This is a genomic window from Bradyrhizobium sp. I1.14.4 (assembly GCF_050435825.1).
GTDB lineage: Bacteria > Pseudomonadota > Alphaproteobacteria > Rhizobiales > Xanthobacteraceae > Bradyrhizobium.
In genome coordinates, this window is sequence record NZ_JBNDLA010000015.1 from 1 (window position 1) to 18017 (window position 18017).

Below are 18017 nucleotides of genomic sequence, written 5' to 3' on the forward strand. Positions count from 1 at the left end.
GACATATGGATGCAAGCGATCCGATCTACTCAAAAAGCTCTTGTGCCACGGGGGCCGTCCACATATGGGTCCCTGCTTTCGCAGGGACGACACCGAGTTTGTGGCATGCGATCTCGGCAAGATAGCCGCGAGGTTACTTTTAGCTGCTGGAGAAGAAAACTCTCCTCGCCCCTGCTCGAACGAAAGGTCCTTCCAGCCTGGAGCCGCAAAAGGCATTCCACGACCCTTGCTTATGCCCCCGTCGTCGCGACATTGTTATGGTATTCCCTGATGGTACGACGATGAGCCAATCCGCATTCGATCCCTTCGGCGAGCCGGTCCCCGCGGTCGATTCTTCGGCCGCGAGCGAGGGCGTGTCGAAATGGCTGAAGACCGCGGGCACCAGCGTGTTCTGGGTGCTGGTGGTCGGCATCGTGCTGGCACGCGCCATCTATTTCGAGCCCGGGGTATTCAGCTTCGAGCATGCCGTTGCCTGGGCCCAGGGTCTGTTCGCCGCGCTCTAGCCGCCGGCATCCGCGGCGGCGTCCTCGCGGCTTGCGCTTCCCGAATGATCCCCTCGAACGCGACCGCCGCCGGCACATCGAGCCGGCCGGGCGATTTCAGCTGCCACAGCGTACGCGCGATATGGACGCCCTTGATCGGGATCACCTTGAGTTTTCCAAGCTTCACCTGATCGTCAATCGTGGCGATCGATACGATGGCAACGCCGACGCCGGCGGCTACCGCCTGCTTGATCGCCTCGGTGCTGCCGATCTCGAGCGTCCGCTGCGGCTCGACGCGGTGGGCCGCCAGCGCCTGCGCGACCACCTCGCGCGTGCCTGAGCCGGGCTCGCGCACGATCAGAATCTCATCGTTCAGCGACCGGATGTCGATCGGCGCTTGAACCGCCGCGAAGCGGTGATCCGGCCCCGCGATCAGCGCCATGACGTCGGTGCGCCAGGCGTCGCTGGTCAGGTTCTCGTCCTCGACCGGCCCCTCGACCAGGGCGATTTCGATTTCATGGCCCAGCATCAGCGCGGCGATATCGCTGGTGTTGGCACTCACCACATGCAGATCGATGCCGGGAAAGGCGCGGTGGAACACGCCGAGATATTCCGGGATCATGTAGGTCGCGATCGTCGTGCTGGCGCCGATTCGCAGCGAGCCGCTGTCGAGATTGCGCAGCGCCAACAACTCGTCCTCCGCGGCACGCTCGGCCGCGAACAGCGTCTCGGCATGCCGCGCCAGCGCCGCGCCCTCCCGGGTCGGCCGCACCCCCTTCGGCGTGCGGTCGAGCAGGCGGCAGCCGACCTGCAGCTCGAAATCCCGCACGCCTTTGGAGATCGCCGGCTGGCTGATGTGCAGGAGGTCGGCGGCGCGGGAGAAACTTCCGGTCCTCGCCACGGCCGCGAACAGGCGGAGCAGATGCAGGTTGAGGGACATAACTTCTCTCTATCGGGGCAGTCCGAAAATATATTAGCCAAGTGGTGTGCTCTGGCGCATAAAATCTTCTCCGAAAAGGGGATTTCGTGCCGGAACGAGAACAAGACCGGGGGCCGAGGCAGGGGGCGCTGAAGCGTATAATCCTGCTCATTCCGGGCATCCTCCTCTGCGGGGTGGTCACGGCCATCTCGCTCGGCATCCAGGCCGTCGAGGAGCGCGTTTTCGACCACCCCTACATCGAGGCCCTCGTCGTCGCGATCCTGCTCGGGATGGCGGTACGCACCGCCTGGGAACCAGCAGAGCGCTGGCGCTCGGGCATTGCCTTCAGCGCCAAGCAGCTGCTCGAGGTCGCGGTGATGCTGCTCGGCGCGTCCATCAGCTTCGCCGCGATCCTGGCGTCAGGCTATATCCTGATCGGCGCCATCGCCCTGACGGTCGTGATCATGCTGGCGGTGAGCTATGGGCTGAGCCGCCTGCTCGGCCTCAAGACAAAGCTCGCGATCCTGATCGCCTGCGGCAATTCGATCTGTGGCAACTCGGCGATCGCGGCGGTCGCGCCCGTGATCGAGGCCGACGGTGACGACATCGCCTCGTCGATCTCGTTCACCGCCATTCTCGGCGTGCTGATGGTGCTGGGCCTGCCGCTGCTGATTCCGCTGCTGAAGCTGACCGCGACGCAATACGGCATCCTCGCCGGCCTCACGGTCTACGCCGTGCCGCAGGTGCTGGCGGCGACCGTGCCGGCCGGCATCGTCTCCACCCAGATCGGCACGCTGGTGAAGCTGGTGCGCGTCCTGATGCTGGGTCCGATCGTGGTCGGCCTCTCGCTGTTCGTGGCGCGGCGCCGCAAGACTGGAACGGCGAAGGCGGCTTCAATCAGCCCGTTCAAGCTGGTGCCCTGGTTCATCATCGGCTTCCTGGTGCTGGCCGCGCTGCGCTCGTTCCAGCTCGTGCCAGATATCGCGATTGCGCCGGTGACCAAGACGGCGGCGATCCTCACCGTCGTCTCGATGGCGGCGCTCGGGCTCGGCGTCGACGTGCGCGTGCTCTCGACCGTCGGCGGCCGGGTGACGGCGGCGGTCACCCTGTCGCTGCTGTTGCTGCTCGGGCTCAGCATCGGCCTCGTGCATTTCTTCAAGTAGAGCATGATCCGGAAAAGTGTAGCGGTTTTCCGCGCGACAAACGCGCAGCGTTTTGCGCGGGGATCATGCTCAAATCAAATGGCTAGTTAGGCCGTGAACTCGTTAGCGCGCAACCAAATTCGGATTGATGCGAGTTTGACGAACGCCAGATAGTTGGCCGCGAGTTTGTCATATCGGGTCGCGACACGCCGACACTGCTTGTACCCGCCGAACGCCGCGCGACTTGTTCGGCAGCATTGGTTTGATAGCGGTCCATTCATAGTCGCTGAGTTTGTAGCGCATGATTCGAGGCTCCGGTTTCGGAGCTTGAATCACGTCTCGGGTAGCGCCATCAACCCGGCACTAGCGTGTGGCCAAGCGGCTAATGCTCTAATTTACTTCCGCTTTCGGCGGCATAGCCGACATGGCCGGACTTGCCGCTGGGTCGCCCCCTGTAGCGATTGACCCGAAGCGGACATTCCAGCTTCTCAAGCTCTGCGCTAGTCTCAGGCCACTGATTATCAAGAACGGTAGAGCATTGGAGGGAACTTGTTATGTCTAAGTTGAAATGCCTTGTTGCCTTCGTTGGGTGGCTTATTGCAGCGTCTCCGAGCTTCGCCGAAGACCGTGAAAAGGTGATCGGCATCTGGAAATTGGTTTCTCAAGAGATTGAAATTCAAGCCACCGGGCAAAAAGAACCCGTCTTCGGACGTTCACCTTCGGGATACGCGATTTTCACGGCCGAGGGCCGGGTAATGTTTGTCCTGACTGGAGAGGGGCGCAAACCGCCACAAACGGTCGAAGATCGCGCCGATCTGCTAAACAGCATGGCCGCCTACACTGGCATCTATCGTCTCGAAGGTGACAAATGGATTACGAAGGTCGATGTTGCATGGAACCCTGAATGGGTGGGTACCGAACAAACACGCTTCTTCAAATTAGACGGTGATCGCCTTCAGGTCACCTCGACGTGGCGAATAATGCCCAACTGGGCGGATAAGGGGATGCAGAGGAGCCTCCTCGTGTTCGAAAAAACGAAATAGAGTTTGAAAGACCCGCCTGCGCGAGCCGGGGGAGCGCCCGGTTGCATTGCATAAGCCTCCTTTGGCACTTTGAGACGCGTGTGCGTGCCCCTTCGTGGTCATGCACCAGCCGCGAATAGCCTGCCCTACGGTCCGGTCAGTTTGAATTTGGTGCAGCGCCGGAGCTGCCTGAACTCCCACTATTGGTTGGTTTGAGACCGCGCGGCGCGGTCATAGTTGCGCCCTTCGCGGAGGAGGACATTTATGGCGCTCTCTTCTACATTCTTGTCATCAAGCGGCAGCGGCTATGAAGCCCAGATGGGGCGCTGGAGCCGCCGCCTCGCGCCGTTGCTGATCGATTTCTCGGGTATCCGAGAAGGCAGTGTTGTTGATGTCGGCTGTGGCATCGGCAGCTTGACCTTCGCGCTCGCCCAAAATCCAGCTATTGCGAGCGTCACTGGAATTGATTTCTCAGCCCCCTACGTCGAGCATGCAAAGACCCAGAACCGAGATCATCCTCGTGTCGCGCTAGAGGTTGGGGATGCCTGTGCGATGCCGTTCCCGGACGGCTCGTTCGATCATTCGATCTCCTCGTTGGTTATCCAATTCATCCCGGATGGCGGACGGGCTGTGCGTGAGATGCGCCGCGTCACGCGCCGGGGCGGCACAGTTGCGGCGGCCACCTGGGACGTGCGGGGCGGCTTCGTACCTTGGCGCATGTTCTTCGATACAGCATCAATGCTTGATCCCAATGCAGCCGAGCGCCGTGCTAAGGCGTGTGCTCGCCCTCTGGTAAAGCGTGAAGGCCTTTTGCGCGCCTGGATGGATGCCGGGCTTGCAGAGGTCGAGGTTGATGCCCTAACGATACGAATGGACTTCTCGTCGTTCGATGATTTCTGGACGCCGCACGAAGGAAGCGACGGCCCTTTCGCGGACTATCTACGGACCCTGGAGCCGGACCTGAAGCAGAAAGTGCGCGAAGCCGTGCGAGCGGCCTATCTGGACGGTGAAGCTAACGGCGCTCGTTCCTATGCAGCAACGGCGTGGTGTGTGAAGGGCACGGTATCCTGAGCCAAGGCGTCTGAGGTAATCGCAACCACTACGAACACTCCCCGTCGAGGGCCGCTATCGGGATATAGCGGACTGTCCGCCCGGCTTTATGAGTTCACGGCCTTAGAATGGGATGACGATTCGAAGAATAGTCATCCCGCTCTAGCCCTCGGGGCCGGCTATTCGGCTGCCTTCTCGGTTTTGCCGAACATGCGTGTCGGCGCGGGGAAGCCGCAGGACGTGCCGTCCGTGATCTTGACCTGGTCCTCCCACGGCAGGCGGAAGCGGCCGGACACCATGTCCTGCATGAACGTGTAGGGGCAATCCATCGCGCCGCCCTTCACCGCGACATAGCCGCGGTGCCAAAGCTGATAGATGTTGTTCTCGACGCCCCAGTTGATCCGCGCCTCGCGCACGAGGTCGGGCCGCACCTCGGCGGTGATGATCTCGTCGGCCCGTCCCGTGGTCCCGTGCGCGATGATGCTGCCGTCGAAATTGACGATCATGCCTTCGCCCATCGAATCGAACGACCCATCCGAGCCGCACATGCAGACATTGGCCGTCACCATCAGGTTCTGGAACGCGTTGGCCTGGTTGGTGAAGTGCCAGCTGTCGCGGATCGGCGCGGTGTAGCCTGCGGTGCGGATCATGATCTCGGCGCCCTTGTAGGCGCATTCGCGCGCCATTTCCGGGAACATGCCGTCGTGACAGATGATCAGCGCGATCCTGGCGCCTTTCGGTCCGTCGATCACGGGAATGCCGATGTCGCCCGGCTCCCACGGCTCGACCGGAATCCAGGGATGGAATTTCCGATAGTAAAGCTTGAGCTCGCCGTGATCGTCGATGATCAGGCCGGAATTGTAGGGATTGCCGTGCGGGTTGAACTCCATGATGGAGAAGCAGCCCCAGATCTTGTTGTCGATGCAGGCTCGCTTGAAAGCCGCGACTTCTGGCCCGTCGAGCCGGCACATGATCTCCGGATTGGTGTCCATCGAGAGCCCATGCAGCGCGTATTCGGGGAACACGACCAGATCCATGGTCGCGAGATTGCGCCGCGCCTTGCCGACCATCCAGACGATGCGCTCGGTCTGTCGCGCCAGATCGGCCTTGGTCGCCACCACGGGCAGTTGCAGTTGCACCAGTCCGATCACCACGCCGTTGGGTGATTTGTTGAGACCGCCAAGTCCATTCATGCCTGTCCTCCCGCTTGTTTGAAATGCGCCGTCATTTCGCGAACGATCATCGTCGTTCGGTCGGGCTCCCAGCTAGCAACGATCATGCCAGCAAGATCGAACGGTCCGCAAATCAGGTGCCGGTGAGGGAAGATGGCGCGGAGAACGGCGGCGCGCCTGTCCCAAGAGATTGAGATGCCGGACGTTTCGGGCCGGCGAGGGCGCGAGCCGCATCATTGCGTAATGGCACGCGGTTTGCTTAATCAGGTGCGGATCTTCTCGCATTCAGGGCGTGCGTCATGGCGAATTCAAGCGGGACAATCGCGGCGGAGCCGGAGCCGATCACGCTCGACTGGAGCAAGACCGCGCTCGTCATCATCGACATGCAGCGCGATTTCATGGAGCCCGGCGGCTTCGGCGAGACCCTCGGCAATGACGTCAGCCGGCTTGCCCGCGCCGTGAAGCCGATCGCCGCGGTGCTCGGGGCGGCGCGCGACGCCGGGCTGCTCGTGGTGCATACCCGCGAGGGCCATCTGCCCGACCTCTCGGACGCGCCGCCGGCGAAGCTCGAGCGCGGCGCGCCTCGCTTGCGGATCGGCGATCCCGGGCCGATGGGACGAATCCTGATCCGCGGCGAGGCGGGCCACGACATCATCCCCGAGCTCTATCCGCTCGACAGCGAGATCGTGATCGACAAGCCCGGCAAGGGTGCGTTCTACGCTACCGAGTTCGGCGACATCCTGCAGAACTACGGTATCGAAAATCTGCTGGTCTGCGGCGTTACCACCGAAGTCTGCGTCAACACCACGGTGCGCGAGGCCAACGACCGCGGCTACCGCTGCGTCGTGATCGGCGACGGCTGTGCGTCCTACTTCCCGGAATTCCACGAGATGGGCCTCAAGATGATCAAAGCCCAGGGCGGCATTTTTGGCTGGGTCACCGATTCAGCTGCGGTGCTGGAGGCGCTCGCCGCCTAGAGCAAGATGAGATTAGGTCGCCCGCGAAGGTGGTTCGCTCCCTCCGCGAGTCACATCGCGGAGAGAGCCCCCACCCCGCAAGCGGGAGAGGTGAGCCAGTCCGCCGCGAGACCGATTCAACCGGACATCATCCCGCTTTAGAGCAAGATGAGATCAGGCTGCGGCCGCGCAGAAGCCCGCAAATGCAATATGCGATAGCCCTTGGGCGAGGGGGGGCACCTGCAAAATTTCGGAATATTAGAAGAATATCCCTGAATTGCCCGACGTGTCAAGTTGCTGGTCGAACGCCGGACGCCGCCGGCTACTTTGCATGGGGTTGTTTTCGATATTTTGGCAGCGCCCCCTGCGACGGCCCCATAACTTCATATTGCTCTAACCGCCTTTCACCGCCCCTGCCGTGAGCCCGGCGACGATCTGCCGCTGCGCCAGCACAGTGAGCAGCAGCACCGGTGCCGTCACGATCAGCGCGGCGGCGGCGAGCGGGCCCCAGCTCAACTGGTCGAACGAGATCATGTTGTAGACCGCGACCGGCAGCGTGCGCGTCTCGCGCCCGGCCAGCACGATGCCGAACACAAAATTGTTCCAGGAGAAGATCACCGCGAGGATGAAGGCGACCGCGAGCCCGGGTTTGGCGATCGGCAGCGCGACATGGCGGAACACCTGCCAGCGCGTGGCGCCGTCGATCAGCGCGGCTTCCTCCAGCTCGAGCGGCGTGGTCTCGAAATACCCGATCATGATCCAGATCACGATCGGCACCGTGACCACGAGATGGATGATGATCTGCGGCACCAGCGTGCCGAGCAGGCCGAGCCATTGGAACAGCAGGAACAGCGGGATCAGATACGACAAGCCCGGCGTGATGCGTGCGATCAGGATCACGATCGCCGATTTATGCGCGGCCATCCGCGCAATGCCGTAGCCGGCGGGCACGCCGACCAGCATCGCCAGCCCCGTGGCGCAGCCGGTGACGATCAGGCTGTTGCTGAAATAGGTCAGGAAGCGGTTCGAGGCGAACACGTCGGCGTAGTTCTTCCAGGCGATATTCTCCGGGATGAACACCGGCGGATAGGAGGCGTTGTCGATCTCGAACTTCAGCGACAGCGAGGCCATCCAGAGGAAGAACAGGATCGCCGGCGAGACGATGACGAACACCGACAGCCACAGCCCGATCCGGCCCAGAATCTGACGCAAAGCTATTTGACGCAGGTTCATGCGTCGCTCCCAAGCTCTGACGTCCACAGCATGCGCTTGCGCAGATAGAGCAGCAGCGCTGCCAGCGCCACGATCAGCAGGAAGAACACCACCGCGATCGCCGAGCCGTAGCCGAGGTCGTAATAGACAAAGGCGACGCTGTAGAGATAGACGTTGATGGTTTCCGACGCCGAGCCGGGTCCGCCTTGGGTGATCGCGAAGATGATGTCGAAGCTCTTCACCGCGTCGATCATGCGGATCATGCCGGCGATGAACAGAAACGGCATGATCAGGGGCAGCGTGATGAAGCGGAACACCTGCCAGAAATTGGCGCCGTCGATCTGCGCGCTCTCATAGGGTTCGGTCGGGATCGCGGCGAGGCCGCCGAGCACGATCAGCATCACCAGCGGCGTCCATTGCCAGGTCTCGACCAAGACCAGCGACGGAATCACCGTCGCGGGGTTGAACACCCAGAGCTGCGGCGGCAGGCCGACCAGCGAGAGCAGATAGTTCAGCACGCCAAGCTGCGGGTGAAACATCATGGTCCACACCAGCGCGATCGCCACGGGAGTGGCCATCATCGGCATGATGAAGATGCCACGGAGGAAACCGCGCGCGGCGAATTTCTGGTGAAACACCACTGCGGCCAGCGTGCCGAGGACCAGCGGCAGCAGCACCGACAACGCGGTGTAGGACAGCGTGTGCCCGACCGCCTCGACGAAGCGCGGATCGGTCGGCAGCCGCAGGTAGTTGGCGAGCCCGACGAAGACGGTGGGCGAGCCGACCTTCCATTCCTGCATGCTCATCCAGATCGTGAACACCCACGGAAAGATGATCACCGCCAGCACCACGACGAGCGCCGGGATCACGAACGGCCAGTAGGACGGCGGACGCCATTCGCGCGCCGGCGCGGCGTTGTCGGCCACGGCCGGCTCAGTCCGTGTCACCGCGCTCACGCTTTTTCGCTACGCTCCAGGATCGGGCGGAATTGCTCGTGCGCCTTCTTCAACTCGGTGGCGGGATCGGCGCCTGACAGCGTCGCGGTCAGCGCCGCACCGACGATGTCGCGGAATTCGGCCACCGGGATGATGACGGGCAGGCCGAGCTTCGAGATCTTCGCGGAATCGACCACCGATTGCAGCCATTCCTTGGTCTTCACGCCCTTGGCGACCTCGGCATCGTCGACGATGGAGTTGCGGAACGGCACGCCACCGCCGGCCTGCAGCAGGCGTGCGCCCTGTCCCTTCGAGACCACCCATTGGCAGAGCAGGTACGCGGCTTCCTTGTTCTTGCTCGCCGCGGGAATGCCGACGCCGTCGCCATAGGTCGACGAGAACTTGCCCTTGGGGCCGGCGGGTACCAGCGTGTAGCCGACCTTGCCGACGACGCGCGAGGCGGCGGGGTCTTCCAGCGGCGGCGCCCAGCCGTCGGCGTCGATCCACATCGCCGACCTGCCTTGCGTGAAGGAGGCCATCGACTCCATCCAGTTGAAGCCGGCGACGCCGGGAGGCGCGCATTTCGTCAGCAGCCGCTGATAGAGCTTGGTGGCTTCGATCGCCTCCGGGCCGTCGGTCAGGATGTTGCCCTTGGCATCGAGGAATTCGCCGCCATAGTTCAGATAGAAGTTGGTCCACATCGCCATGTTGGCGTTGCGCAGGCCGCGGCCGACGAAGCCGTAGATGCCTTCCTTGGGATCGGTGAGTTTTTCGGCGGCGACCGCCATCTCCTCCAGCGTCTTCGGGACCTCGACGCCCTTCTTCTGGAACAACTCCTTGTTGTAGTAGAGGATGAAATAGTCGACCGACCACGGCAGCGACAGCATCTGGCCCTTGTCGTTGCGCGCATATTGCAGGCCGGCCGCCGAGAAATCGCTCTCGACGAGGTCCGGCAGCGTCATGCTCGGATCCTTGAGATAGCCTGACATGTCGGCGAGCCAGCCGGCTTTCTCGAATTGCCGCTTCTGCACGTGATAGCTGAGGTGAACGACGTCGAAGCTCGGCTTGCCCGAGGACAGCTCGATCACGCATTTCTGGCGCTGCTGCTGCTCGGGAATCTGCTCCGACTCGACCTTGATGCCGGTCAGCTCGGTGAATTCCTTGATGTATTTTTGCAGATTGTCGCCGCGCGGTCCCTTGGCGAGGATCACCTCGAGCGTGGTGCCGGAATATTTCTTCCAGTTGACCTCGGCGCGGGCCGGAAATCCGGTCAATCCAACCGCGCCGGCGGCAGCGGTGCCGGCCAGCATCTGCCGGCGCGAGATCAGGTGATGCGACATGTTTCTCTCCCAGGGACGGTTCTTATTTGGAGAGATACTAGCGTCTCAACTTCCTGTGCCTAGCCCCCACATGCGCGGCGCCGCTGCATAGCGTAGCGCCGCGCATGGTATGACAGTTATGCCTTGACGAAGGCGAGCAGGGTGCCGTTCGCAGCCGCCGGCGGCACGGTGATGCCGCCGCCGCTCGTCACGCCGGTCGCGCCCAGCGCTTTCTCGGCGGCGGCAAGGTCGGCCGTGATCACGAGGCCGGCGCCGCCGCGATCGGACAGGCCATCCAGCGACACGCCGCCATAGCGCTTGCCGAGCTGATCCCTGGTCAGGAACACGAAGTCGGCGCGGTCGCCGCCGGACGGCACCGCAACGGCACCGTCAGCGTCGTGCCTCGCGGCGATATCGATCATCTTGGCGAGATGCGCGGCATCGGTTGCGGGATCGGGCGAGACGATCAGCACCTGCTTGAGGCGTTTTGCCCCGTTGGCGTGCGTCATCAGTTCGGGAATCCACACCGTCTCGCGGGTCTTGTGCTGGCAGGCGAAGATGCGGACGCCGCCGGGCGCCTCAGTGGTCGGCCACTGGAAGGTGCGGAATTTCGCGGCCGAGACCGTGCCATCCGGCAGCGTCACCGGGCGTTCGAAATCGGTCGGCCCGATCGGCGTATAGCCGCGCGCGCGAATCTCCTCGGCGCCGGCTGCCGAATCCACCGCGGTGAACGCGATGCGCTCGATGCCTTCGCCGCGCTTCTCCAAGAAGGCGCGCGCGGGAGCATTGTGCTCCGTCGGCGTCAGCACGCCGAGCAATTCCATGTAATCGGGGTCGAACATGATGGTGTAGTTGCCCGATCCCATATGCGCGCTGTGGGTGCCGCGCGGCGACACGGTGAAGCCGAGCCGCCTGTAATTCTCGGCGGCCTTGTCGAGGTCCTTCACCATGACCACGGCGTGATCGATTCCGATGACGTTCTTGAGTGCCACTTGTTGTCTTCCCGGCTGGAATGAGAGAGTAGAGTAAAGCTAACCAGAACGATCGGGCGCCCGCAAGGAAGGATCATGATGAACAGCAATGCCGTGCGGTGGCCCAATTCGCTCTGGGCCGCGGTGACGCCATCAGGCCCTGATTGCCCCGAGCTGACCGGCGCGCAGCAGGCCGATGTCGTGATCATCGGCGGCGGCTTCACCGGCCTGTCGACCGCACTGCATCTGCGCGAGGCCAATATCGACCTCGCGATCGTCGAGGCCGCCGAGCCGGGCTGGGGCGCCTCCGGCCGCAACAACGGCCAGGTGATCCCGACGCTGTCGCGTCCCGATCCCGATGACATCATTGCAAGGCACGGCGCGGCCGGCGAGCGCTTTGTCGCGATGCTGCGCGACAGCGCGGCTGACCTGTTCGATGTCGTCAGGCGCTACAATATCGAGGCCGAGCAGGAGCAGGCGGGCTGGGTGCAGCCGGTGCATTCGCCGGGCCGCATCAAGATCGCGGAGCGGCGGGTGCAGCAATGGTCGAAATTCGGCGCACCGGTCGAATTGCTGTCGCGCGATCAGACCAGGGACATGCTCGGCTCGGATGCGTGGTACGGCGGCTTCTGGAACAGGAGCGGCGGTCACGTCAATCCGCTGGCGCTTGCGCGGGGCCTGGCGCGCACCGTGCTCGGCCTCGGCGCGCGCATCTACGCCCGTTCGCCCGCGACGAGCTTCGAGCGCCGCGGCGACCGCTGGGTGGTGAAGAGCGAGAAGGGAGAAATCTCCGGCCGCGCGCTGGTGGTCGCGACCAATGCCTATAGCGGCGAGTTCGCGAAATCGCTGGTGCCTGAAATCGCAACCGAGGTGATGCCGGTGCTGTCCTGGCAGATGGCGACCCAGCCGCTGTCGGACAATGTCCGCAAGACCATCATCCCCAGCCGGCAGGCGATGTCGGATACCCATGGCGAGCTGTATTTCGCGCGCTATGACGCGCGCAACCGCCTCGTCACCGGCGGCGCCGTGCTCGGCCCGGGTGACAAGACCGGGCGGCTGAAGGCGCGGGTGACCGAGCGGTTGCAGCTGATATGGCCGCAGATCGGCGACGTCTCCTTCGACTATGTCTGGAACGGCTATGTCGGGATGACCGCGGATTTCCTGCCGCGCATGCACCGCCTCGGACCGAACGCCTATGGCTGGACCGGCTGCAACGGCCGCGCCGTCGCGCTGACGATCCCGCTCGGCCGCGAATTGGCGCGAGCCGTCCAGGGCGTGCCGGAGAGCGAGCTGGCGCTGCCGTTCACCGAGCCGGTGCAGTACATGGCGCACGGATTGTTGCGCAAGCTCGCGCCCTGGATGCTGGTGCTCTACAGGCGCCGCGATGCGCAGGAGCTGGTCAAGGGCGATCGCTTCGAGTTGCTGCGCTGGGCGGAGTACTTCCTCGCCTCGCGCCGATCAGGGTAGATGTTGCCCAATGTCGCGCCCGCGCGCGACGGCTTGATCAGGCAATCAAGGCATCGCGCTTTCGCGCGAAATCTCCGCCGGGGATCGCTGACAGCAGCGCCTGCGTATAGGGATGCTGCGGCTTGCCGAACACATCCGTGGTCAGCCCTTGCTCGACCACGGCGCCGTCCTTCATCACCGCGACGAGATCGCAGATCTGGGCGGCGACGCGCAGATCGTGGGTGATGAAGATGATGGAGAGGCCGAGCTGCTGCCGCAGCCCGGCGAGCAGCTTCAGCACCTGCGCCTGCACCGAGACGTCGAGCGCGGAGACCGGTTCATCGGCCACAAGCACATCCGGCTTCAGCGCCAGCGCACGCGCGAGGCCAATGCGCTGCCGTTGGCCGCCGGAGAATTCGTGCGGGAAGCGATCGCCGGCGGAGGGGTCGAGGCCGACCAGTTCGAACAGCTTTCGCGCTTCGGCGATCGCGGTGGTGCGATCGGCGCCGTGCACGATCGGTCCCTGCGCCACCAGCTCGGCCGCCTTGCGGCGCGGGTTGAGCGAGGCGAACGGATCCTGGAATACCATCTGGATGTGGCGGGTCTCGCGTCTGATCTCGCCGCGGTCGAGCCTGGCCCAGTCCTTGCCATTGAGCACGATCGACCCGGTGTCGGGATCGATCAGCCGCACGATGCAGCGCGCAAGCGTCGACTTGCCCGAACCGGACTCGCCGACGATGCCGAGCGTCGCGCCGCGCGGCAGGCGCAGCGACACGTTCTTGACTGCCTCCGTCACTCGCGTGCCACGGCCGAGGAAGCCGCCGGTGCGGTAGGTTTTTGAGACGCCGTCGATGGTGAGAATGTCCTTGCTGGAGAGAATGCGCGGCGGCGGCGCGTTCAGCGGCGGAACGGCCGATATCAGCTGCTTCGTATAGGCATGCTGCGGGTCGTGCAGAACCTCATCGGTCGAGCCCTGCTCGACGATCACGCCGTGTTGCATCACCACGACGCGGTCGGCGATCTCGGCGACCACGCCGAAATCATGGGTGATGAACAGCACCGCGGTCTTCTTGCGCTGCTGCAGATCGCGGATCAGCTTCAGGATCTGCGCCTGCGTCGTGACGTCGAGCGCGGTGGTCGGCTCGTCGGCGATCAGGAGCTTCGGGTCGAGCGCCAGCGCCATCGCGATCATGGCGCGCTGGCGCTGGCCCCCCGAGAGCTCGTGCGGATAGGCCTTTGCAGCAGCCTTTGGATCGGGGATGCGCACGTCCTCGAGCAACGCCAGAACGCGCGCATTGATCGCGGCCTTCGACAGACCGGTGTGGATCGAGAACATCTCGCCGATCTGGTCGCCGATGCTGCGCAGCGGATTGAGCGCCGTCATCGGCTCCTGGAAGATCATCGCGATCCCAGCGCCGCGCACCTCGCGCATCGCGGCAGCATCGGCGGCGCAGAGGTCGCGGCCGTCGAACATTATCCGGCCATGTTCGATGGCAACCTCGTTCGGCAGCAGCCGCATGATGGCGTTCGCCATCATCGATTTGCCGGAGCCGGACTCGCCGACCACGCAGAGGATCTCGTTGGAGGCGATCGACAGGGAAACGTCGGACAGCGCATGCGGCCGGTCGGCGCCTTTGGGCAGGCGCACCGTCAGCCCGTCGAGCGAAAGCACGGTCTCGCTCATCGGCGCTTCAGCCTTGGATTGAGCGCATCGTTGAGGCCCTGGCCGACCAGCGACACCGCAAGCACGGTGACCAGGATCGCAATGCCGGGGATCGCCGAGACGTACCACTGCACCCGGAGCACGTCGCGGCCGAGCCCGATCAGGTTGCCCCAGGAGGCGACGTTGGGATCGGACAGCCTCAGGAAGGCGAGCGCGCTTTCCAGCAGGATCGCGACCGCCATCACCACGCTGGCATAGACGATGACCGGCGGCAGCGCGTTAGGCAGGATCTCGCCGAGGATCAGCTGGACGTCCTTCATGCCGAGCGTCCTGCCGGCCTGCACGAATTCACGGCTGCGCAGCGACAGGAACTCGGCGCGGGTCAGCCGCGCAGGCGCCGGCCACGATACCACGCCGACCGCGATGGTCACCGTGGTCAGGGTCGAGCCGAACACCGCAACGAGCACCAGCAGCAGCACGAAGTTCGGCAGCGTCTGGAACGCTTCGGTGACCCGCATCAAGACATTGTCGATCCAGCCGCCGTAGAAGCCTGCAAAGGCGCCGACCAGAATGCCGATCAGGATCGCGATCACGGTGGCGACCCCGCCGATCAAGAGCGAAATCCGCGCGCCGTAGAAAATCTGGGCGGCGATGTCGCGTCCGGAATTGTCGGTGCCGAGCAAAAAGCGCGGATTGGAGAACGGCCAGATCAGCGGACGGCCCGCCAGCGCGAGCGGATCGCGCGGATACAGGAAGCCGGCGCTAACAGCCATCGCGATCACGAGCAGCAGCAGGATCAGGCCGATCACGGCGGCCGGGCTGCGGAAGTAGCGTTTCACCGCGTCCATCGTCAGCCCTCCGCCGCGATGCGCGGGTCGAGCCGCGCGTAGAGCAGGTCGACCACGAAGTTCACGAGAATCACAAGGAGCGCGGACACGAACACGATACCGAGCAGGGTGTTGAGGTCGCGCTGCACCACGGATTCGTAGGCGAGGCGGCCGAGGCCGGGCAGCGAGAACACGCTCTCGACCACGACCGAGCCGCCGAGCATGGAGCCGGCCTGCAATCCGATCAACGTCACCATCGGCAGCAGCGCGTTGCGCAGCACGTGGCGGGTGACGACATGGGTCTCGTCCAGCCCCTTGGCGCGGGCGGTGCGAACGAAATCGAGGTTCAAGACCTCCAGCATCGAGGCGCGCATGATGCGCAAATAGATCGCAAGGAAGATCAGCCCGAGCGTCAGTGTCGGCAGCACCAGATGGGCTGCGATATCGAGCACGCGCCAGATCCCGGTCTGCACCGTGCCGATGTCCTCGAAGCCGCCCGGCGGCAGCCATTGCAGATAGACCGAGAACACCACGATCGCCATCAGCCCGAACCAGAACGAGGGAGTGGCGTAGAAGATCAGGCCGAGGGTCGAGATCATCGTATCCGGCCAGCGGTTGACGCCGCGCGCGGCGATCACGCCGAACACCAGGCCGAAGAAGAACGCGAACGACAGCGACGCGGTCATCAGGAGGATGGTCGGCGGCAGCCGTTCCAGGATCACGGTCGCCACCGGCTTGCCGTAGATCGAGGAGAATCCGAGATCGAGCCGCACCAGGTGCCACAGATAGTTGGCGAGCTGGGCCGGAACCGACAGGTCGAGCCCGTAGAACTTGCGCAGCTCTTGCGCAGTCGCGGCATCGCCGCCGCCCATCTGCGCCATCAGCGCATCGACGGTGTCGCCCGGTGCGAGCTGCAACAGCAGGAACACGCCGATCAGGATCAGGAACAGGGTCGGGATCGAGGCGGCGAGCCGCTGCCCCGCAAGGCTCAGGATACGCATGCCTTTATCTTGACGGATAAAGGGTCAGGCCGAAAGCCAAAGATCGTGCCAGCTCGCCGAGCCCCAGCGCGGGGTGTTGGAGTGGTTGCGCGCTTTTGCCGTGATCACAGTGACGAAGATCTGCTCGATCGGCATCCAGACCGGCAGCTCCGTGTTCACCTCCTTGACGAAGTCGGCATAGAGCGCCTTGCGCTTGGCCGGATCGACTTCGGTCGCGGCATCGTCGATGGTCTTGTCGACGGTCTTGTCCTCCCAGCCCCACTGGTTGGTCCACGGCGCGCCCTTGGGCTGGCCGGAGCGGTACCACACCGTGGTCGAGACCGCGGGGTCGTTGCGATACTGGTGCCAGCCGGTCGCGAGATCGAAAGCGTGCTCGTCATAGACCTGCTTGAGGAAGCCGCCGCCGTCGTTGCGCACGATGTCGACCTGGATGCCGACTTCTCCCAGCGACTGCTGGATGAAGGTCGACCACAGCGAGATGTCCTCGCCCCACGGCGCCGGCAGCAGCTTTAGCGAGAAGCGGTTGCCGCCGGCGGCCTTGAAGCCGGCCTCGTCGAGCAGCGCGATCGCCTTGGCCTTGTCGTAGGCGTATTGCGGCGTGTTCGGCCCGGGATAGAAGTCGGTCGAGGTCGAGGGGATCGGGCCGGTGCCGAGCTTGGCGAAATCGCCGAGGAAATTATCGATGAAGAACGGCACGTTGATCGCATGCGCGATGGCGCGGCGAACGCGGATGTCGGACAATTCCTTGCGGCGGAAGTTGAACTCGATGGTGTTGGTGCGGGCGTTGCCCTCATTGCCCTTGGTCGAGACGATGAAGCGCTTGTCCTTGCCGAGCCGCGCCATGTCCGAGATCGTCAGCCCAGAGAACGGGCTGTAGTGCAGCTCGCCGGCTTCCATCTGCGCGGCCGCGGCGGCGCGGTCGGTGATCACCTTCCAGACGATGCGGTCGAGATAGGGCGCGTTCGGCCGCCAGTAGTCCGGGTTGCGGTCGGCGATGATGTATTGCCCGCGCTCATATTTGACGAACTTGAACGGGCCGGTGCCGACCGGCGCCAGATTGGTCGGGTTCTGCCTGATGTCGCCGCTCTCATAGAGATGCTTGGCGGAGACGTAGCCGAGGTCGGGCAGGGCGCGGAGCAGGAGGTTCAGCGGCATCGGCCGCTCGTAGCGGAAGATCGCGGTCTGCGGATCGGGCGTATCGACCGCTGTGAGGAAGAGCTGCAGCGTCGATCCGTAGTTGAGGATATTCTTCCACATATTCATCGCGGTGAAGGCGACGTCCTCCGACGTGAACGGCTTGCCGTCATGCCAGGTGACGCCCTTGCGCAGCTTGAAGGTGACGGTCTTGCCGTCCGGCGTCGCCTCCCAGCTCTCGGCGAGCACGCCGATCGGCTGGCCGCTGGCGTCGAGGTCGACCAGATTCTCCTGGATCTTGCCGCCGATGATATAGACGCCGGTCGAGGCCTGGATGCTGGGGTTGAGCTGGCGCTGCTCGGCGCCGTAATGGACGTTGAATACGCCGCCCTTGCGCGGGGTTTCCTGCGCGAATGCCCGCATCGGATTGATGACGTTGGCCGCAATGGCGGCCGAGGTCAGAAGGGCCGTGCGGCGGTTGATCTCGAGGCGGCTCAAATCCATACGCGGGGTCTCCAGAACTTACATAAAGGCTTGCATCGGGCGGCCGGCCGATCGGCCGTGGCGGTGCTGTACCGATGTTACCTTGGAATGGGAACCCAAGTCATTTTCTAATGCCTCGGCCTTTTGGAGGATCGTTTCCGAAACCTGAAGTGGCGCGCCGCAGCGCTTCGCAACCCGAATTGTGAGCAGTCTTGTCGCACGCCGGCGGTGCGAGATGCGTCAGGTGATTCTCTCGAGGGGGCGTTTCGGGAGCCCCGAAGCC

16 protein-coding genes and 1 pseudogene are annotated in these 18017 nt (G+C 63.9%); 6 read left to right on the forward strand and 11 right to left on the reverse strand.

Features of this window, described 5'->3' with window-relative positions; translation table 11 throughout:
- The first annotated feature begins 281 nt into the window (after positions 1-281).
- Complete coding sequence (locus ABIB78_RS25765; protein ID WP_429029401.1) at positions 282-503, forward strand: hypothetical protein; 222 nt, start codon at positions 282-284, stop codon at positions 501-503.
- Here the strand turns inward: ABIB78_RS25765 and ABIB78_RS25770 are convergent.
- Positions 451-1422, reverse strand: a complete 972-nt coding sequence (locus tag ABIB78_RS25770; RefSeq protein WP_429029402.1) for a LysR substrate-binding domain-containing protein — start codon at positions 1420-1422, stop codon at positions 451-453. The genes ABIB78_RS25765 and ABIB78_RS25770 overlap by 53 nt on opposite strands.
- An 86-nt stretch (positions 1423-1508) precedes the next feature.
- Between ABIB78_RS25770 and ABIB78_RS25775 the strand changes: the two genes are divergently transcribed.
- A complete protein-coding gene (locus tag ABIB78_RS25775; RefSeq protein ID WP_429029403.1) occupies positions 1509-2564 on the forward strand; it encodes a YeiH family protein in 1056 nt (351 codons plus the stop codon).
- 86 nt (positions 2565-2650) lie between these two features.
- Here ABIB78_RS25775 and ABIB78_RS25780 read toward each other — a convergent pair.
- Positions 2651-2764: pseudogene (locus tag ABIB78_RS25780) on the reverse strand (IS5/IS1182 family transposase); the annotation flags it as partial.
- A gap of 333 nt (positions 2765-3097) precedes the next feature.
- Between ABIB78_RS25780 and ABIB78_RS25785 the strand changes: the two are divergent.
- Positions 3098-3586: a lipocalin-like domain-containing protein gene (locus ABIB78_RS25785; protein WP_429029404.1), complete on the forward strand. Its 489-nt coding sequence runs from the start codon at positions 3098-3100 to the stop codon at positions 3584-3586.
- A 243-nt stretch (positions 3587-3829) separates the two neighbouring features.
- Positions 3830-4636, forward strand: a complete 807-nt coding sequence (locus tag ABIB78_RS25790; RefSeq protein ID WP_429029405.1) for a class I SAM-dependent methyltransferase — start codon at positions 3830-3832, stop codon at positions 4634-4636.
- A 158-nt stretch (positions 4637-4794) separates the two neighbouring features.
- On the opposite strand, the gene ABIB78_RS25795 is transcribed toward ABIB78_RS25790, so the two are convergent.
- Positions 4795-5808, reverse strand: coding sequence for a formamidase (locus ABIB78_RS25795; RefSeq protein WP_429029406.1), 1014 nt, complete (start codon positions 5806-5808; stop codon positions 4795-4797).
- Positions 5809-6086: 278 nt separating this feature from the next.
- Here ABIB78_RS25795 and ABIB78_RS25800 point away from each other — a divergent pair, with 278 nt between their 5' ends.
- Complete coding sequence (locus ABIB78_RS25800; RefSeq protein ID WP_429029407.1) at positions 6087-6764, forward strand: cysteine hydrolase family protein; 678 nt, start codon at positions 6087-6089, stop codon at positions 6762-6764.
- 372 nt (positions 6765-7136) lie between these two features.
- Here ABIB78_RS25800 and ABIB78_RS25805 read toward each other — a convergent pair whose 3' ends face one another.
- From ABIB78_RS25805 to ABIB78_RS25820, 4 genes are all read right to left on the reverse strand, one after another.
- Positions 7137-7976, reverse strand: a complete 840-nt coding sequence (locus tag ABIB78_RS25805) for a carbohydrate ABC transporter permease (protein WP_429029408.1) — start codon at positions 7974-7976, stop codon at positions 7137-7139.
- The gene (locus ABIB78_RS25810) at positions 7973-8911 is read right to left on the reverse strand and encodes a carbohydrate ABC transporter permease (protein WP_429029409.1); all 939 of its coding nucleotides are present in this window, start codon (positions 8909-8911) and stop codon (positions 7973-7975) included. Before ABIB78_RS25810 ends, ABIB78_RS25805 begins: the two co-directional genes overlap by 4 nt.
- Complete coding sequence (locus ABIB78_RS25815) at positions 8908-10230, reverse strand: ABC transporter substrate-binding protein (protein WP_429029410.1); 1323 nt, start codon at positions 10228-10230, stop codon at positions 8908-8910. The genes ABIB78_RS25810 and ABIB78_RS25815 overlap by 4 nt, the downstream gene beginning before the upstream one ends.
- Positions 10231-10346: 116 nt before the next feature.
- The gene (locus tag ABIB78_RS25820; protein ID WP_429029411.1) at positions 10347-11201 is read right to left on the reverse strand and encodes a VOC family protein; all 855 of its coding nucleotides are present in this window, start codon (positions 11199-11201) and stop codon (positions 10347-10349) included.
- Between the two features lie 78 nt (positions 11202-11279).
- On the opposite strand from ABIB78_RS25820, the gene ABIB78_RS25825 reads away from it, so the two are divergent.
- Entirely contained in the window at positions 11280-12647 is a 1368-nt protein-coding gene (locus ABIB78_RS25825) for an NAD(P)/FAD-dependent oxidoreductase (RefSeq protein WP_429029412.1), read from the forward strand.
- Between the two features lie 37 nt (positions 12648-12684).
- On the opposite strand, the gene ABIB78_RS25830 is transcribed toward ABIB78_RS25825, so the two are convergent.
- From ABIB78_RS25830 to ABIB78_RS25845, 4 genes are read right to left on the reverse strand one after another with little or no spacing between them, the layout of a single operon-like run.
- Entirely contained in the window at positions 12685-14310 is a 1626-nt protein-coding gene (locus ABIB78_RS25830; protein WP_429029413.1) for an ABC transporter ATP-binding protein, read from the reverse strand.
- Positions 14307-15137 (reverse strand): ABC transporter permease, encoded by an 831-nt coding sequence (locus ABIB78_RS25835; protein WP_429029414.1) that lies wholly within the window; start codon positions 15135-15137, stop codon positions 14307-14309. Before ABIB78_RS25835 ends, ABIB78_RS25830 begins: the two co-directional genes overlap by 4 nt.
- A 2-nt stretch (positions 15138-15139) precedes the next feature.
- The gene (locus ABIB78_RS25840) at positions 15140-16117 is read right to left on the reverse strand and encodes an ABC transporter permease (protein WP_429029415.1); all 978 of its coding nucleotides are present in this window, start codon (positions 16115-16117) and stop codon (positions 15140-15142) included.
- A 24-nt stretch (positions 16118-16141) separates the two neighbouring features.
- Positions 16142-17755: an ABC transporter substrate-binding protein gene (locus tag ABIB78_RS25845; protein WP_429029416.1), complete on the reverse strand. Its 1614-nt coding sequence runs from the start codon at positions 17753-17755 to the stop codon at positions 16142-16144.
- Between the last annotated feature and the right edge of the window lie 262 nt (positions 17756-18017).

What these genes read in the sequence shown, in the direction of transcription:
- ABIB78_RS25765 (WP_429029401.1), top strand. Translation starts at nt 282, where the DNA reads ATGAGCCAATCCGCATTCGATCCCTTCGGCGAGCCGGTCCCCGCGGTC.
- ABIB78_RS25770 (WP_429029402.1), bottom strand. Translation starts at nt 1,422, where the DNA reads ATGTCCCTCAACCTGCATCTGCTCCGCCTGTTCGCGGCCGTGGCGAGG.
- ABIB78_RS25785 (WP_429029404.1), top strand. Translation starts at nt 3,098, where the DNA reads ATGTCTAAGTTGAAATGCCTTGTTGCCTTCGTTGGGTGGCTTATTGCA.
- ABIB78_RS25790 (WP_429029405.1), top strand. Translation starts at nt 3,830, where the DNA reads ATGGCGCTCTCTTCTACATTCTTGTCATCAAGCGGCAGCGGCTATGAA.
- ABIB78_RS25795 (WP_429029406.1), bottom strand. Translation starts at nt 5,808, where the DNA reads ATGAATGGACTTGGCGGTCTCAACAAATCACCCAACGGCGTGGTGATC.
- ABIB78_RS25800 (WP_429029407.1), top strand. Translation starts at nt 6,087, where the DNA reads ATGGCGAATTCAAGCGGGACAATCGCGGCGGAGCCGGAGCCGATCACG.
- ABIB78_RS25805 (WP_429029408.1), bottom strand. Translation starts at nt 7,976, where the DNA reads ATGAACCTGCGTCAAATAGCTTTGCGTCAGATTCTGGGCCGGATCGGG.
- ABIB78_RS25815 (WP_429029410.1), bottom strand. Translation starts at nt 10,230, where the DNA reads ATGTCGCATCACCTGATCTCGCGCCGGCAGATGCTGGCCGGCACCGCT.
- ABIB78_RS25825 (WP_429029412.1), top strand. Translation starts at nt 11,280, where the DNA reads ATGAACAGCAATGCCGTGCGGTGGCCCAATTCGCTCTGGGCCGCGGTG.
- ABIB78_RS25830 (WP_429029413.1), bottom strand. Translation starts at nt 14,310, where the DNA reads ATGAGCGAGACCGTGCTTTCGCTCGACGGGCTGACGGTGCGCCTGCCC.
- ABIB78_RS25835 (WP_429029414.1), bottom strand. Translation starts at nt 15,137, where the DNA reads ATGGACGCGGTGAAACGCTACTTCCGCAGCCCGGCCGCCGTGATCGGC.
- ABIB78_RS25840 (WP_429029415.1), bottom strand. Translation starts at nt 16,117, where the DNA reads ATGCGTATCCTGAGCCTTGCGGGGCAGCGGCTCGCCGCCTCGATCCCG.
- ABIB78_RS25845 (WP_429029416.1), bottom strand. Translation starts at nt 17,755, where the DNA reads ATGGATTTGAGCCGCCTCGAGATCAACCGCCGCACGGCCCTTCTGACC.